The organism is Sphingomonas mali NBRC 15500 (assembly GCF_001598415.1).
Taxonomy (GTDB): domain Bacteria; phylum Pseudomonadota; class Alphaproteobacteria; order Sphingomonadales; family Sphingomonadaceae; genus Sphingomonas; species Sphingomonas mali.
Genome location: NZ_BCYX01000003.1, coordinates 1 through 15434 on the forward strand (window position 1 = coordinate 1; position 15434 = coordinate 15434).

The window sequence follows — 15434 nt, forward strand, 5'->3', positions numbered from 1 at the left end:
ACAGGTAAACAGCGCCCCGCGCTGTTTAGGTCATGCCGGGGGCATGACCGACCTGATGCGCCCACAAGGGGAGAGGGAATAAGGATCAATCCACAATCGCGATCAGGAATCCGTCCCATTTCTTGACACCGACCGTCTGCACCGCGGTAGCCGTCAAGCGCGGTTCCCGGCCGACTTCGTCGAACAGCCTGCGTGTCCCCCGGATCCGCTCGTCTCCGCTCGCCGCGTCCAACACCCCGCCCTCGCGAATAACGTTGTCGACGACGATCGTCGTGCCCGGCCGGGACATTGCGAGCGCCGCGCGGACATAGGCCGGGTTGTTCTGTTTGTCGGCATCGATGAACACGAAGTCGAACGGGCCTTCGTTCGCCGCGATCATCGCCTGAAGCGAGTCGAGCGCGGGACCGGTACGGATATCGACGCGATCGCTCAGCCCGGCTTTCGCGACGTTGCTGCGCGCGACATCGGCATGATGCGGCTCGATCTCCAGCGAGAGCAGCTTGCCGTCGGCGGGCAAAGCTCGGGCCAGCTCGATCGTCGAATAGCCGCCGAGCGTGCCGATTTCGAGAATGCGTCGCGCGCGCGCCATCCGGGCGAACAGATGGAGCATCCGCCCCTGCGCGGGTGACACGTCGATGTCGGGCAGTCCGCCGGCAGCGTTGGCAGCAAGCGCCGCCGAAAGCGCCGGATCGTCGCCGAGCAGGCGATCGGCGATATAGGTGTCGACCGCGCTCCAGCCCGGATTTTGCTCTCCGACTCGCTCGACCATGGCAATCCTCCCGGCTGAGGCGGCGCTTTGCCGCGCGGCGTCCTTTTCCTCCTCCACCCCGCTGCGTCAACGCGACAATAGTGAAGTCATGGCTTGACTGTTTGTCGCCATATGAATATTGAAGCCGTGACTTCACTAAAGGAGCGAGTCATGCCGGATGGACACGTTACCCACGCCACTTTCGCCATCGAGCGCAGCTACAAAGCGGACCCCGCCAAGGTATTCGAGGCGCTCAGCGACCCCGCCATCAAGCGCCAATGGTATGCGGCGAACGATCAAACCGAGCTCGTCGCCTTCCAGAGCGACTTCCGCCCGGGTGGGGCGCAGCATCTCGGCTACAGATTTGGCGACTCCAGCCCCTTTCCCGGCGTCTCGCTGACCGACGACGGCACTTTCCAGGCGATCGTCCCGGGCAGCCGGATCGTCACTACCAGCATGATGGCGATCGGCGGCGCACCGATGTCGGTATCGCTGACGACGTTCGAGCTTGTCCCCAACGGCGAGGGCACCGATCTGCGCTGCACCAATCAGGTCGCTTTCTTCGAAAACGCCGACGGGCCGGTGATGCGCGAGCATGGCTGGCGCGTGCTGCTCGACAAATTGGGTGAGGTCATCGAAGGCTGAGCGGGTGACGCCCGATCTCGACCGACTGTTCCAGGCACTGGGGGACCCGACGCGGCGCGCGATCGTAGATCGCCTCGCCGAAAGCCCCACATCGGTCTCACGGCTTGCCGAGCCGCTGGGCGTCACCGTGACCGCGATTGCTCAGCACCTGCAGGTGCTCGAGCAATGCGGGGTGGTGCGCACCGAAAAGGTCGGGCGCGTGCGGACGGCGTCGCTGGTGCCCGACGGCCTGACGCCGGTCGAACGCTGGGCGCGCGACCGGCGGTCGATGCTGGAAAAACGGCTCGATCGTCTCGCCGAGATCCTTGGCGAGGAAGGTTAGGGTCCTAGGCCGCGACTTTGTCGACCGACGCGTCGTAAATCTCGTCGATCGCCTCAGCCAGCGCGCGGTCGAATTCCTCGTCGCTCATCTGGTGGCGCAAATCCTCGAGCAGGGCGCGGCTGAAGCTCGCGATAATGCCCTGGTTTTTCGCCAGTTCGGCGCATGCCTCGGTGCGGTTGAACCCGCCCGACAGCGCGACGACATGGAGCACGCGCGGATGCTCGACCAGCGGCAGGAACAGGCCCGGCTTGGCCGGCAGCGACAGTTTGAGCATCACCTTGTCGTCGCCTGGCATCGCGTCGAGCGCCTTGAGGATCTCGTCGAGCAGGATCGCATCGGCCTCGGCACGTTCCGGGCTCTTGATGTTCACTTCGGGCTCGATGATCGGCATCAGACCATGGCTCAGCACTTGCCGCGCGATCTCGAATTGCTGCGCGACGATCGCGGCGATGCCCTCGCGATTGGCGAGATTGACGACCGACCGCTCCTTGGTGCCGAACATGCCGAGCCCGCGCGCGCGGTCGAGCAACGCGTCGAGGCCGGGCATCGGCTTCATCAGTTGGACGCCATTGGCCTCGGCCTCCAGTCCCTTGTCGATCTTGATGAACGGAACGACGCCACGATCGTGCAGCGCCTGGGGCACCGGCTGACCGTTCGCCTGGCCGTCCATGGTGCGCTCGAACAGGATCGCCGCGATCACCTTGCCGCTGGCGAAGGCCGGCGCGGTGATGATCCGCACGCGCATCTGGTGGATCAGGTCGAACATCTCTTCGTCGCTCGACCAGGCGCCTTCCTCGATGCCATAGCCCTTGAGCGCCTTGGGGGTCGACCCACCGCTCTGATCGAGCGCGGCGATGAAGCCATGTCCGGCGGCAATCTTGGCGGTCATTTCGGCGGTCTGCATGGTCGTTTCCCGTCTGTGCATACGTATGTGTGGCGGCTGTTAGACAGCGTCCGGCGGGTCCGCAATGGGGCCACGATTCGTGTAACCGGTTAGAATGATCGCAACCGCGAAGGCCATCTTCAATCGCCCAAGCGCGATTGTCTCCTTTTTTGGAAGCTTCCTACCGGTTGACCTGCAGTTGCAACGGGATCACCCTGATACAGGGCAACATTATCGGGGGGCGTCGTGGGTATCTTCGGAAAGATAATCAGGGGCGTGGTCGCAGGCGCCGTACTCGCGTCGGCGACGGTCGGAATGCCGGTCGCGGCGGGCGACAAGGTGACGATCGGTCAGCCAGCGCCCGATTTCACCCTGACTCTGGTCGACGGCACCAAGATCACCCGTGATCAATTGCGCGGGCAGGTCGTCATCCTCAATTTCTGGGCAACGTGGTGCGTGCCGTGCCGGGCCGAGCTGCCGACGCTCGATACCTATTACGCGATGCGCAAGGATGCGGGGTTACGCGTCTTCGCGGTAACGACCGAAGATTCGCTGCAACCCTATCAGCTCAAGACTCTCTTCAAGGTCATGCACATTTCGCCGGTCAGGAAGATCAAGGGGCCGTACGACACGATCGGCAATGCTGTGCCGACCAACATCATCATCGGCCGCGACGGTCGCATCCGCTATGCCAAGGCCGCCGCGTTCGATCTCGACAGCCTGAATGCGATCCTCGTGCCGCTGCTGCGCGAACCGATGCCCGCGAACTGATGGCGTTGGTCCGGCTCATGTGCGCACTGAGCGCTGCTGTGGCGCTGAGCATTCCGGCAGTCGCGAGCGCACCCGGATTACCTGGTCCAATGACCTTGACCAGCGGGCAAAAGATCAAGCTGGAAGACCTGCGCGGACGCGTCGTCGTGATCAATTATTGGGCCAGTTGGTGCGTGCCGTGCCGCACCGAAATCCCGTTGCTCGCGCGCTACTACCGGGCCCATTTGTCGCGAGGACTGGTGGTGATCGGCATTTCGGTCGACGCGGGACCGAACGGTAAGGGACAGGCCACCGCGTCGACCATTCCCTATCCCCAGGCAAGCCAGGTCGGCGGCGCGGACATCGCGCTGACCGCGGTACCAATGAGTTATGTGATCGATCGCCACGGCCGTGTCCGCTACGCGAAGGCGGCTGCTTTTACGCCGCGGAGCCTCGACGCCGTGGTCCGACCGCTACTTGCCGAGCGTTAGGAGCTTAATGCCTTAACTCCCGGAAGTTCCTTGCCTTCCATCCATTCAAGGAAGGCGCCACCGGCGGTCGACACGAACGTCATGTCATCCGCGACGCCTGCCTGGTTGAGCGCGGCGACGGTATCGCCGCCACCCGCCACCGACACCAGCGAACCTTCGCGGGTCAGCGCAGCGACCGTCTTCGCCAGGGCCATCGTCGCGACATCGAACGGCGGCGTCTCGAACGCGCCAAGCGGACCGTTCCAGACCAGCGTGCGGCAATTCTTGAGCACGTCGGCCAGCGCCTCGCTCGCGGCCGGCCCGATGTCGAGGATCATCTCGTCGGGCGCGACTTCATGGACATTGACCGTGCGCGTTGCCGGGTTCGGCTTGAATTCCTTCGCGACAACGACATCGTAGGGCAGATGGATCGTGCAGCCGGCAGCGTCGGCGGCATCGAAAATCTCTTCCGCCGTGCCGGTCAGATCGTGCTCGGCCAGGCTTTTGCCGACATCGACCCCACGCGCGGCGAGGAAGGTATTGGCCATGCCGCCGCCGATGATCAGGTGATCGACCCTGCTGACCAGATGCTTGAGCACGTCGAGCTTGCTCGACACCTTGGCACCGCCGACCACCGCCGCGACGGGATGCTCGGGCGCGCCCAGCGCCTTGTCGAGCGCGTCGAGCTCGGCCTCCATCTGCCGCCCCGCGAATGACGGCAGGCGATGCGCCAGCCCTTCGGTCGAGGCATGCGCGCGGTGCGCGGCCGAGAAGGCATCGTTGACATACAGGTCGCCGAGCGCGGCCAGCCGCTCGATTGTCTCGGGCGCGTTCTTCTCTTCGCCCGGATCGAACCGCGTATTCTCCAGGATCGCGACGTCGCCGTCCTTCAGCGTCGCGATCGCCTCGGCCGCGCCCTCATCGTCGATGAAGCGTACAGGACGGCCGAGCACGTGTTCGAAGGGGCGCGTAACGAGCGCCAGGCTCATCTCGGGGTTACGTTGCCCCTTGGGGCGCCCGAAATGCGCCAGGATCAGGACTTTGGCGCCCTTGTCGGCGAGTTCGGCGACGGTCGGCACCGCGGCACGCAGCCGGGTGTCGTCGGTGACTTGGCCATCGGCCATCGGCACGTTGAGATCCTCACGGACCAGCACCCGCTTGCCCGCGATGTCGCCCATGTCATCGAGCGTTTTGAAGTTGCGTGCCATGTCACACTCCTGTCGGCAAACTCCCCTCCCGCATGCGGGAGGGGTTGGGGGAGGGTCTGTTGGGCTGGGCGTCGCCCCTCAACTCGGAACGACACGCCCTCCCCTAACCCCTCCCGTGAACGGGAGGGGAAGTGGGCTTAGATCAACGCGGCCATCGCCTTCGCCGTGTCGACCATGCGGTTGGAGAAGCCCCATTCATTGTCGTACCAGCTGAGGACGCGAACCAGCTTGCCTTCGAGCACCGCGGTTTCGAGGCTGTCGACGGTCGACGAAGCCGGCGAACCCATCAGGTCGATCGAGACGAGCGGCTCGTCGGTATAATCGAGCACGCCCTTGAGCTTGCCTTCCGACGCTGCCTTGAGCGCCGCGTTGATCTCTTCCTTGGTCACGTCGCGCTTCGGCGTGAAGGTCAGGTCGATCAACGACACGTCGGGAACCGGCACGCGGATCGCCGATCCGTCGAGCCTGCCCTTGAGCTCGGGCAGCACCTCGGCGACCGCACGCGCGGCACCCGTGGTGGTCGGGATCATCGACATGCCAGCCGCCCGCGCGCGGCGCAGGTCGGAATGGATCTGATCGAGGATCTTCTGATCGTTGGTATAAGCGTGGACCGTGGTCATCAGGCCGCGCTCGATGCCGAATTCGTCGTTCAGCACCTTGGCGACCGGCGCCAGGCAATTGGTCGTGCACGACGCGTTCGACACGATGTTGTGATCCGCGGTCAGCTTGTCGTGGTTGACGCCATAGACGACGGTCAGGTCGACATTCTTGCCCGGGGCCGAGATCAGCACCTTCTTGGCGCCGGCATCGATATGTTTCTGGCAAGCGTCACGGTCGGTGAAGAAGCCGGTGCATTCGAGCACCAGATCGACGCCCAGTTCCTTGTGCGGCAGGTTCGCCGGATCGCGCTCTGCGGTGACGCGGATGCGCTTGCCGTCGATCACCATGTCCTGGCCTTCGGCATGGACCTCGCCGGGCCATTTGCCATGGACCGAGTCGCGCTTGAACAGCCAGGCATTGGCCTTGGCATCGCCGAGATCGTTGATCGCCACCAGGTCGAGACCGGTATCGCCTTGCGCGAGCATCGCGCGCGCTACCAGACGCCCAATCCGTCCGAACCCGTTGATCGCTACCTTCACCGCCATGTTGTTTCGCTCCTCGAGCTGCTGATGCCGGCACGCGCGAATGGGGCCGGTCGGTCGCGGCTGCCTTTGGGGATGCTGACGCGGCGCGTCAACCGTCAGGGGCGGTATTTGCACCGTACCGGCCACATTGCCAGGCGATCGTGACGGGGCAGCGAGGGCCGGGCGGCTCGATCGGTTGTCCGTCGCAATGGCCGCGGCGGCGAGTCCGAGACCTTTGCGCGGCGAAACGATCTTGTCGCGCCCCCTCGCCGTGCTATCTCCCCCCGATGGCAGACGCTTCCCCGACCGATCGGATCGACGCCGCGCTCGCCCGCATCGAACGCGCCGTCGCGGCGCGCGACAGGAGCGCGCAGGACCTGAAGACACGACACGAATCGCTGCGCGCGCGCGTCGGCGAGGCGATCGCCGCGCTCGATGCCCTGGGGGCGCGGAATGGCTGAGGTCACGCTGACGATCGGCGATCGTCGTCACAACGTCGCTTGCCGCGATGGTGAGGAAGCCCAGCTTCGCCGATTGGGAGAAATGCTTGACCAGCGTTGGGCGATGGCCAACCGCGCGTCGGGCGGCCTCAACGCCGAACGCACCATGCTGCTGATCGCGCTGATGCTCGCCGACAATCTCGATCAGGCGGAGAACCGTCCCTCGGCGGACGGCGGTCCGAGTCCCGCTTTTCTCAACCGCCTCGCCGATCGTCTGGAAGCGCTTGCCGAGACCCTTGAGAAACCGGCACCGAGCGCCTAGATTCATGAGTGGCGGGTACTGCCCGATACGAGCCTTTATTATCCCTGAGGCTATTCATCATCCAAGGGGGCTGTCCCTGCCCGGACCCTGGTCCGACGTATATGGTCCCCACCTGACGTACCGTGCGTCAGAGGATAACCCGGCAAACGGTCTACGGTGGTCCCGCCACTCCACCGAAACATGAAGAGCAAACAGGCATTGCGAGCGCGCCTCCGCGCCGCACGCGACGCGTTCGTCGCAGGCAAGCCCTTGCCGATCGCGGTGCCCGACGCCTTCCGTGCGCGGCTCGACCGCGGCCTGACCGTTACGTCCTATGTCCCGATCGGCAGCGAAGCCGACCCCTCGCCGCTCGCGCGCGCCGCGGTCGAGGCGGGATGCGTGCTCGCCCTCCCCCATGTCACGGTGCTCAGCGAACCGATGCGCTTCCTTGCCTGGGAGACGGAAGCGGCCCTCGAAGCCGGCCCGTTCGGCCTCAGCCAGCCCTCGGCGCTCGCCGCCGAATTGCGCCCCGACATCATCCTGACCCCGATGCTAGCGTTCGACGCGAAGCTCGATCGACTCGGCCAGGGAGCAGGCTATTATGACGGTGCCTTCGCGCGCTTCCCCGACGCCTGGCGCGTCGGCGTCGCCTGGAGCGTCCAGCAGGTCGAAGACTTGCCGGTCGATCCCTGGGATATGGCGCTCCACGCCGTCGTTACCGAACAAGGATGGATTACACGATGAACCCGCCGCCGACACCGCGCTGGCAAAAGCCGGTGGGTATGCTCGCCATCCTGGCGTTGATTGCGATCTGGTGCATCGCCGTGGTCAGCCTGTCGCCCTGGGTCGGACGCTGGCCGGCGGTCGCGCAATTGCTGTTCTACGTCGTGACCGGGATAGTCTGGCTGTGGCTGCTACCGATGCGCCGCATGTTGCGCTGGATGGAAACCGGGCGCTGGCGCTGACGTCTGCAACGATCATTCGTCTGGAGAAGTCCACGCCGAAAATGGCGCGAGTGACGGGGCTCGAACCCGCGACCTCCGGCGTGACAGGCCGGCGCTCTAACCAACTGAGCTACACCCGCTTGGAAGCGTGAGGCGCGGCCACTAAGCGAGCCGCCCCCCAGTGTCAACAGCGGTCAAATCAGTTTTGTCGCACGCCCCAGCGGCCGCGCTTGCGCTCGCTGACCAGCGTGCCGTGCTCGAACAGGAAACCGGCAATGTCGGGCTTGCCCGCTGCGCCGATCACCGTCTGCATGATGATCAGCAGCGGCACTGCAAGCAACGCGCCCGGCGTGCCCCACACCCAGCTCCAGAAACTCAGCGAGATCAGGATCAGCACCGGGCTGATCGTCAGGCGATGCCCGACGATGAACGGCGTCACCGCATTGGCTTCGAGCAGGTGACAGCCGATCATGATGCCGGCGGGCATTAGCGCCACCCAGATATCGGGGAAGGTCATCAGTCCGCCGACCGCGAGCAGCAAGGCGGCGACGATCGGCCCGAAATAGGGAATATAGTTGAGCAGGGTGACGATGCCGCCCCACATCAGCGGATAGGGCATGCCGATCAGCCATAAGGCGCCCGACACGATCAGCCCCAGCACGATGTTGATCGCGGTGATCGTGCCCAGATAAGCGGAGACGTCGTCAACCACGTCCTGGATCACCCGCGCCGTCGCCATCGCCCCGCCGAAGCTCGCGCGGCTGGTGATCGTCCGGCGCCGCGTCCGCGTCCAGCCGGCCAGGAAGAAGAACACCACCAGCACCCCGAAAAATATCTGCACCAAAGCGGTCGGCGCCGACGTGGCGATGAGATCGAGCAGCGAACTCGGTGGCGATACCGGGGTCGCGGTCCGCACCTTGGGGATGGTGGCGATATGCGCCGCCGCCTTGTTGATATATTTTTCGAGGCTCGCATAGAGATCGAGCACGGGCGCCAGATTGGCCTGGATACGATCGATCCGCTCGGGCAGGCGGCGGAAGAATTCGATCGCCGGGACGACGATCGCCGCCAGCGCCACATTCGCCGCGGCCAGGAACGTCAGCACGCAGATTAGCGCCGCCAGCCAGGACGGCAGCCGCCGCCGCTCGAGCCATTCGAGCACGGGGATGAGCGCGATCGAGATGACCAGGGCGATGGTGATCGGCAGGAAGAATTCGGCGCCGGCCTTGAGCGCGAACGGCAGGCCGATCACCAGTCCGACACCGGCAATCAGCGTCAACGCGGCGAGCAGGCGATCGCGCCGCGGATCGATCACCGGCGGCGGACCATCCTCGGCCGATGCGGTCGGCGGCGTATTGTCGGGCGCGGTTGGCGCGACCGCGGCCGCACCGCCCACCGTTGCCGCCAGATTCGCCCCCGTTCCGCTCTCACCACTCGTCATATCGCTTCCGTAGCGCCATTGGCGGGCAAAGTAATCCCGGCTAGCTTCGCAAAATGGGCGACAAACTGCTGGTCATCGACGAAGGCACCACTTCCACCCGGGCGATGCTGTTCGCGCCAGACGGCACATGCCTGGGCAGCGAATCGGCTTCGCTGACGCAGCATTACCCCGCCCCCGGGCTGGTCGAGCACGATGCCGCCGAAATCTGGGATCGGACCCTCGCCTGCGCCCGGAAAATGGTCGAGCTTGCGGGCGGAGCCGAGGCGGTGGCCGCGATCGGCATCACCAACCAGCGCGAGACGGTGGTGTTCTGGGACAAGCAGACCGGCGAACCGCTGGCGCCCGCGATCGTCTGGCAGGACCGGCGCACGGCGTCATGGTGCCGCGAGCTCAAGGAGGCCGGGCACGAGCCGACCGTGCAGGCGCGAACCGGATTATTGCTCGACCCCTATTTCTCGGGATCCAAGATCGGCTGGGCGATGGCCAATTGGCCGCAGTTGAAGGCGGCGGGCGGCCGGCTCGCGGTCGGCACGATCGATTCCTGGCTGGTGTGGAAATTGACCGCGGCCGAGAATGGGGGCGGGCTGCACATCACCGACGCGACCAATGCCAGTCGCACCGCGCTGATGGCGATCGGCAGTGGGCATTGGGACGACGGCCTGATCGAGCTGTTCGACGCACCGCGTCACGCGCTTCCAGAAATCGTCGATTGCGCGGGCAATTATGGCACTACCAGCCTGTTCGGCGCGCCGATTTCGATTTGCGGCATGGCCGGAGATCAGCAGGCAGCGACGATCGGTCAGGCTTGCCTGACGCCGGGCGACACCAAGGCGACGTTCGGCACCGGCGCCTTCGTGCTGACGCAATATGGCGCGCACCAGCCGACATCGAAGAACCGGCTGCTGGCGACAGTGGCGTGGCAACTCGGTGGCCGGCGCGCTTATGCACTCGAAGGATCGGTGTTCGTCGCCGGCAGCCTGGTCCAGTGGCTGCGCGATTCGCTCAAGCTGATCGCGGCCGCCGACGAAACCGAGGCACTGGCGCGGTCGGTCGCGGACAATGCCGGGGTCTATCTGGTTCCGGCGCTGTCGGGCCTGGGCGCTCCATGGTGGGAAGCCGAGGCGCGCGGCTGCATGTCGGGGCTTAGTTTCACCGCCACCCGCGCGCACATCGTCCGCGCCGCGTTGGAGGCGATGGCCCACCAGGCGAACGACCTGAAGACCGCCTTCGCGGCCGACGGCGCCGACTGGACGACACTCAGGATCGATGGTGGCATGGTCGCCAACGACTGGATCGCGCAGGATCTCGCCGACATGCTCGAGGTTGCGGTGGAGCGGCCGGTCTTCGCCGAAACCACGGCGCTCGGCGCGGCGATGCTGGCCGGCGTCGGCATCGGCTTGTTCAAGGACCTGAAGGCGGCGTCGGCCATGCGCGGCAAGATCGACGCCTTCCATTCCGGCCTGGCCGCCGACGCCCGGCAGGCCCGGCTCGATGGCTGGGCATCGGCGGTCAAATCGGTGATCGCCGCCGCGCACTGACGCCACGGCTGATCGGGCGTTTACGGCGTGCGAGTGTGGTTGTCGAAATAGAGGTAATCGGGCTGGAATTCGCCGGTCGAGGCAAGGCGATCGAAATCCATCATCGTGACGATGCGATCCGATACCTCGACCATGGCCGCCTCGCGCAGCACGCGTAACGTTCGATTGACGTGAACCGAGGTCAGTCCGCATGCCTCGCCCAAATCCTGCTGGGTCAGTGGCCAGGCGAAGCTGTTATCCTCGACCAGCCCGACCGCATCGAGCCGCGAATAGGTTTCGCACAACATGTGCGCGACGCGGCCCACGGCGTCGAGCCGCCCCAGCCGGAAAATCCATTCGCGATGCATGGCGGCATCCAGCAAGGTCGAGAACCACAGCACGCGTCCCAGATGCGGCAAGCGCTCGATGATCTGGGTCAGCTTATCGTGCGGCGCATAGGCGACGGTGCATTCGCTCAAGGTCGCGATGTCATGGTCGAGCCGTTGCAGCGGATAACCGTGCAGATCGACGAAATCGCCCGGCGTCTGAATGCTGACCAGCTGCCGGTGGCCGTCGGCGCCGTCCATATAGCGGCACATGAAGCCCGAAATGAGGAAGGTCGACCGCGTGACGACATCGCCGCGGCTCGTCACCACCTTGCGCCGCGGCAGCGTCACCGGCGCGGTCAGGACGCTCTCGATTGCGTCTTTTTCCTCATCGGTCAGTTCGCGGCGTCGGCGGCCCTGCAGGAAATTGTCGGTCAGCATGTCGATCTTCAAGCCCCTTCGCCAGCGTAACGATCTTGTTCGCTTCTTGGTTTCCTTAGCAGGAAACGCCATAGCGACACGATGAAGACGATTGGCCTTATCGGCGGCATGAGTTGGGAGAGCTCGGCGCAATATTATGCGATCATCAATCGCGCGGTGCGTGAGCGTCTCGGTGGCGCACACTCTGCCGAAACGCTTCTATACTCGGTCGATTTCGGCGAAATCGAGCGGCTTCAGCATGATGGCGACTGGCCTTCGCTCACGGCGCGAATGGTGGATGCCGCCGGTCGCCTGGAGGCAGGTGGCGCGGATTTCGTCCTGATCTGCAGCAACACGATGCATTTGATGGCGGATGACGTCGCGGCGGCGATCGGCGTGCCGCTGCTTCATGTGGTCGATCCAACCGCGTCGGCGATCACCAAAGCGGGGCTGAAGCGAGTCGGGCTGCTCGGTACCGCCTTCACCATGGAAAAAGCCTTTTATCGCGATCGCCTCGATGCCGCCGGGCTCGAGACAGTGATTCCCGACGCCGCCGATCGGCGCGAGGTTCATCGCGTGATCTACGAGGAATTGGTCGCCGGCAAAATCGAGGCAGCGTCGCGCGCAGCCTATCGTGAGGTCATCGCGCGGCTGGTCGAGCGCGGCGCGGAGGCGATCGTGCTGGGCTGCACCGAAATCATGCTGCTGGTGGATCAGACGGACAGCGCAGTGCCGCTGTTCGACACGACCAGCCTTCACGCGTTGGCGGCGGTCGACCTGGCGCTCGGCTGATCCGCGCAGCCGCCCCAGGTCTGGCCACCGCCTACCCGGCTATTTCCGTGCCGCTACCGCCTCCATCCGCTGGTTGGACGCCAGCGCACGGTCGCTGATCGACCACAAGGAATCGACGCCGATCTTGCCGTTAAGGATCGCGTTGTTGAGCGCGAAAATGTCGAGCGCGCTCGGACCGCCGGGCGCTTCATATTCGGTGCTCGACGCGGGCCATGCCGCTCGGTGATGGCAATTCATGCAATTGGTCTTGATCGGGTGATCGGCGGCGAGTTCGATATAGGGGTTGAATGCCACCGGCCATTGGTTGCTGCCCGAGCTAGCGGGGATGCCATAGGTCGCCGCCATCAGATAATTGCGCCACGGTCCCGGCGCATCGACCGGCGACAGGTTCGGCCGGTCAGCGGCATAGGGGCTCATGCCGGGCGAATCGTTCCACCACACCGATTGGAACGTCCAGGCGGGCTGTTCCTTGGTCATGATGTGCATCGCGATCAGGATCAGATAGTCGCCCTGCTGGAACATCCGGCCATAAGCATAATAAGCCGAAGCATCGAGGATCGCGCGATCGCATTGCGCCATCTTTGAGAGATCGGGTTTGTAATTGTAGAAGCGGTCGACGCCGACCACGCGTGGTTTCGCATAGGTGTTGGGCCCGAGCGGCTTGCCGTTCATCGTCACGCCGTGGAGGAAGCTTACCGAGGACGGGATGACCTGCGCCGCCGGTGTGGTGGTGACCGCCACCGCTTTCGGCCATTTCTTCTGGATCTCGAAGCCGGCATAGACACCGTCGTCCGATGCCGGGTCATTCCAGATCGGCAGCGCGGTGAACTGGCCCGCCGCCACCGGCCACATCATCGGCTTGAGGACGATCGAACCGTCGGGCATCGCCGCCATCTGCTTGGCCTGGTTGGGTGGCGGGATCAGGCCGTTCAGCGTCGACTGCAGATAGAGCTTGTTGCTGCGAATCCAGTCGAAGGCGGGCTGGTTGTAGATCACCCCCGCCACCATCACGTCGCCGTTATTCTGCAAGGTCGGGCCGTTCGCCAAAGCGTAATCGGCGGGCGTCGATCCCTGCAGGCACGGCGTGCCCTTGTAGCGGTCGACCACCGGCTGCGGCACGGCATAGGTCGGCGAGACGGGGAAGTTGATCGGGTCTGCGCCAGCGCTCGATCCGTTGTTGAGCTTGAACTTGCGCATCGGAACCGTCGCGACCGCCGGCTCGGTCTTGGCGAGTTTGGCCGTCACCGAGGCGTCAGGTGCGAATGCCTGGGTTTCGGTGCACCAGCTTTGCCAGATCGGCTTGCCGCCGACCATCGTGTTGAGCGCGGCCCAGACGTTCCAGCCGTGCTGGCGCGTGCGCGCGACGTTGCCGGTTGTCACCCAGCTTTCGACCGTGGCGGCCTTTTGCGGATAGTCGAACCCGGACGGGATATTCTGCGGCGTCGGGCAAGCGGCGTTGGCGATGCCCGGCGCCGGCGCGGTCGCGGACGTCTTCATCGTACATGCGGCGGCGAAGGTCAGTATCGCGCCGATCAATACGACCGACTGGAATGGGCGGCGAACAGCGAAGCGCATCATGGCATCCCCCCGTATTTATGGGAGATTATTACGCCTTCGGTCGCCGGCAAGCCAGCAAGGAAGCCACCATTCCGGACGGATTCATTGGCTGGTCTCGGTGCTGACTCTACCATTTGGGGGTGGGGTCGTCGGGCGCCTATAGACTGCGTGCATCGAACTCCAGCGGGCCGCGATTGACTTGCGGCGCCCGACATCGCTTGATGGAGGGGACGAGCTGGGGAGCACGATGACCATTATCACGGCGCCTCGGGTCACCGCTTCCCAAGTCGTAGGCGTTACGCTCGGCAACGCACTCGAATTCTACGATTTCCTGATCTTCACCTTCTTTGCGGTCGAGATCGGCCATACCTTCTTCCCCGCGACCGACCCGCAATCGAGCTTGCTTGCTGCGCTGGCCACGTTTGGCGCGGGGTTCCTGACACGCCCGCTCGGCGGACTGGTGATCGGCGTGCTCGGCGATCGGCTGGGGCGGCGACCGATGATGCTGTTGTCGTTCGCGCTGATCGGCGTCGCCAGCCTCGGGGTCGCGCTGACACCTTCTTACGCCGCTATCGGCATCGCCGCGCCGTTGCTCGTGCTGTTCTGGCGCCTGGTCCAGGGATTCGCGCTGGGCGGAGAGGTCGGCCCGAGCACGGCGTTCCTGGCGGAAGCGGCGCCGCCGCATCGCCGCGGCCTGTACGTCTCGATGCAAATGTTCGGGCAGAATGTCGCTGTGCTGGTTGCCGGATTGATCGGGCTCGCGCTGGCGCAAGTGATGGATGATGCCGCGCTTGCAAGCTGGGGCTGGCGGATCGCGCTGGCGCTCGGCGTCGGTGTCGTGCCGATCGGTCTTGTCCTCCGGCGGACCTTGCCGGAAACACTGCCCAGCGACGCGCCCGCGATCCCGGCGCCGCCGCTCCGCGACTATCGCCGCACCGCGATCATCGCGTTCCTGGCACTGCTGTCGGGGACGATCATGACCTATGTCACCAACTTCCTGACCACCTTCGCCAAGACGACGCTGCATTTGCCGTCGGACACCGCCTTCTGGGCGACGATTGCGGTGGGAATCGGCGGCACGATCGGCGCGCCGCTCGGCGGCTGGCTGGCCGATCGCTACGGCCGGCGTCCGGCGATGATCCTGCCGACCCTGTTCGTCTGCCTGATCACCCTGCCCGCTTTCTGGCTGCTGACAGTCGCGCCGGGCAAAGCGAGCCTGTTCCTCGTGGGATGTGGATTGCGTCTCTCCATCGGCATCGCCTTGAGCGCGGTGCTGGTCCATATCACCGAGGATTTTCCGGCGCGCATCCGGTCCGGGGCGCTCGCGATCGTCTATGCGCTAGCGATCTCGATCTTCGGCGGATCGACCCAGTTCGTCGTGGCATGGCTGACGGGCGTTACCGGCAGTCCGTTGGCGCCTGCCTGGTATATGGCGGCGGCGGCAGTGCTGGGGTTCGTGGCGCTCTGTTTTGCGCGCGAGACGGCGCCGGGGCGCGCATCACCGAGGAATTAAGACGCCTCCGGCGTCACCCCGGCCTTGTGCCGG

The 15434-nt window shown here is 65.1% G+C and carries 18 protein-coding genes and 1 tRNA gene; 11 read left to right on the forward strand and 8 right to left on the reverse strand.

Going from position 1 to position 15434, the window contains the following annotated elements:
* Positions 1 to 85: 85 nt before the first annotated feature.
* Positions 86 to 769, reverse strand: coding sequence for an O-methyltransferase (locus tag SMA01S_RS03920; protein ID WP_066817615.1), 684 nt, complete (start codon positions 767 to 769; stop codon positions 86 to 88).
* A gap of 150 nt (positions 770 to 919) precedes the next feature.
* On the opposite strand from SMA01S_RS03920, the gene SMA01S_RS03925 reads away from it, so the two are divergent.
* Both SMA01S_RS03925 and SMA01S_RS03930 read left to right on the forward strand, forming a co-directional pair.
* Positions 920 to 1393 (forward strand): SRPBCC domain-containing protein, encoded by a 474-nt coding sequence (locus SMA01S_RS03925; protein ID WP_066817617.1) that lies wholly within the window; start codon positions 920 to 922, stop codon positions 1391 to 1393.
* 4 nt (positions 1394 to 1397) lie between these two features.
* The gene (locus SMA01S_RS03930) at positions 1398 to 1715 is read left to right on the forward strand and encodes an ArsR/SmtB family transcription factor (protein ID WP_066817619.1); all 318 of its coding nucleotides are present in this window, start codon (positions 1398 to 1400) and stop codon (positions 1713 to 1715) included.
* A 4-nt stretch (positions 1716 to 1719) separates the two neighbouring features.
* Here the strand turns inward: SMA01S_RS03930 and SMA01S_RS03935 are convergent, their stop codons facing one another.
* A complete protein-coding gene (locus SMA01S_RS03935; RefSeq protein WP_066817621.1) occupies positions 1720 to 2619 on the reverse strand; it encodes a fructose bisphosphate aldolase in 900 nt (299 codons plus the stop codon).
* Between the two features lie 294 nt (positions 2620 to 2913).
* Here SMA01S_RS03935 and SMA01S_RS03940 point away from each other — a divergent pair, with 294 nt between their 5' ends.
* Both SMA01S_RS03940 and SMA01S_RS03945 read left to right on the forward strand, forming a co-directional pair.
* Positions 2914 to 3369: a TlpA family protein disulfide reductase gene (locus tag SMA01S_RS03940; protein WP_084250081.1), complete on the forward strand. Its 456-nt coding sequence runs from the start codon at positions 2914 to 2916 to the stop codon at positions 3367 to 3369.
* 89 nt (positions 3370 to 3458) lie between these two features.
* On the forward strand, positions 3459 to 3839 hold the full coding sequence (locus SMA01S_RS03945) for a TlpA family protein disulfide reductase (RefSeq protein ID WP_066817623.1): 381 nt from the start codon (positions 3459 to 3461) through the stop codon (positions 3837 to 3839).
* Here the strand turns inward: SMA01S_RS03945 and SMA01S_RS03950 are convergent.
* Both SMA01S_RS03950 and gap read right to left on the reverse strand, forming a co-directional pair.
* On the reverse strand, positions 3836 to 5026 hold the full coding sequence (locus SMA01S_RS03950; RefSeq protein WP_066817625.1) for a phosphoglycerate kinase: 1191 nt from the start codon (positions 5024 to 5026) through the stop codon (positions 3836 to 3838). The genes SMA01S_RS03945 and SMA01S_RS03950 overlap by 4 nt on opposite strands.
* A 137-nt stretch (positions 5027 to 5163) precedes the next feature.
* A complete protein-coding gene (gene gap, locus SMA01S_RS03955; RefSeq protein ID WP_066817627.1) occupies positions 5164 to 6171 on the reverse strand; it encodes a type I glyceraldehyde-3-phosphate dehydrogenase in 1008 nt (335 codons plus the stop codon).
* 266 nt (positions 6172 to 6437) lie between these two features.
* Here gap and SMA01S_RS24790 point away from each other — a divergent pair, with 266 nt between their 5' ends.
* The 4 genes from SMA01S_RS24790 to SMA01S_RS03970 all read left to right on the forward strand — a co-directional run bounded on the left by SMA01S_RS24790 (position 6438) and on the right by SMA01S_RS03970 (position 7856).
* On the forward strand, positions 6438 to 6611 hold the full coding sequence (locus tag SMA01S_RS24790; RefSeq protein WP_169804179.1) for a hypothetical protein: 174 nt from the start codon (positions 6438 to 6440) through the stop codon (positions 6609 to 6611).
* Entirely contained in the window at positions 6604 to 6912 is a 309-nt protein-coding gene (locus SMA01S_RS03960) for a cell division protein ZapA (RefSeq protein WP_066590022.1), read from the forward strand. The genes SMA01S_RS24790 and SMA01S_RS03960 overlap by 8 nt, the downstream gene beginning before the upstream one ends.
* Before the next feature lie 180 nt (positions 6913 to 7092).
* Entirely contained in the window at positions 7093 to 7635 is a 543-nt protein-coding gene (locus tag SMA01S_RS03965; protein ID WP_066817630.1) for a 5-formyltetrahydrofolate cyclo-ligase, read from the forward strand.
* Positions 7620 to 7856 carry a DUF2842 domain-containing protein gene (locus SMA01S_RS03970; protein ID WP_245649141.1) on the forward strand — a complete coding sequence of 79 codons (237 nt, stop codon included), beginning with the start codon at positions 7620 to 7622 and terminating at the stop codon, positions 7854 to 7856. The genes SMA01S_RS03965 and SMA01S_RS03970 overlap by 16 nt, the downstream gene beginning before the upstream one ends.
* A 42-nt stretch (positions 7857 to 7898) precedes the next feature.
* Here the strand turns inward: SMA01S_RS03970 and SMA01S_RS03975 are convergent.
* Both SMA01S_RS03975 and SMA01S_RS03980 read right to left on the reverse strand, forming a co-directional pair.
* Positions 7899 to 7975: transfer RNA gene (locus SMA01S_RS03975), tRNA-Asp, on the reverse strand.
* Between the two features lie 59 nt (positions 7976 to 8034).
* Positions 8035 to 9276, reverse strand: a complete 1242-nt coding sequence (locus SMA01S_RS03980) for an AI-2E family transporter (RefSeq protein ID WP_084250044.1) — start codon at positions 9274 to 9276, stop codon at positions 8035 to 8037.
* Positions 9277 to 9329: 53 nt separating this feature from the next.
* Between SMA01S_RS03980 and SMA01S_RS03985 the strand changes: the two genes are divergently transcribed.
* Positions 9330 to 10814 (forward strand): glycerol kinase, encoded by a 1485-nt coding sequence (locus tag SMA01S_RS03985; protein ID WP_066817635.1) that lies wholly within the window; start codon positions 9330 to 9332, stop codon positions 10812 to 10814.
* Positions 10815 to 10834: 20 nt separating this feature from the next.
* On the opposite strand, the gene SMA01S_RS03990 is transcribed toward SMA01S_RS03985, so the two are convergent.
* Positions 10835 to 11572, reverse strand: coding sequence for a Crp/Fnr family transcriptional regulator (locus SMA01S_RS03990; RefSeq protein WP_369405655.1), 738 nt, complete (start codon positions 11570 to 11572; stop codon positions 10835 to 10837).
* Positions 11573 to 11641: 69 nt separating this feature from the next.
* Between SMA01S_RS03990 and SMA01S_RS03995 the strand changes: the two genes are divergently transcribed.
* Positions 11642 to 12331, forward strand: coding sequence for an aspartate/glutamate racemase family protein (locus SMA01S_RS03995; RefSeq protein ID WP_066817638.1), 690 nt, complete (start codon positions 11642 to 11644; stop codon positions 12329 to 12331).
* Positions 12332 to 12370: 39 nt separating this feature from the next.
* On the opposite strand, the gene SMA01S_RS04000 is transcribed toward SMA01S_RS03995, so the two are convergent.
* Positions 12371 to 13909 carry a hypothetical protein gene (locus SMA01S_RS04000; protein ID WP_066817640.1) on the reverse strand — a complete coding sequence of 513 codons (1539 nt, stop codon included), beginning with the start codon at positions 13907 to 13909 and terminating at the stop codon, positions 12371 to 12373.
* A 226-nt stretch (positions 13910 to 14135) separates the two neighbouring features.
* Between SMA01S_RS04000 and SMA01S_RS04005 the strand changes: the two genes are divergently transcribed.
* Positions 14136 to 15401, forward strand: a complete 1266-nt coding sequence (locus tag SMA01S_RS04005) for an MFS transporter (protein WP_066817642.1) — start codon at positions 14136 to 14138, stop codon at positions 15399 to 15401.
* The last annotated feature ends 33 nt before the right edge of the window (positions 15402 to 15434 follow it).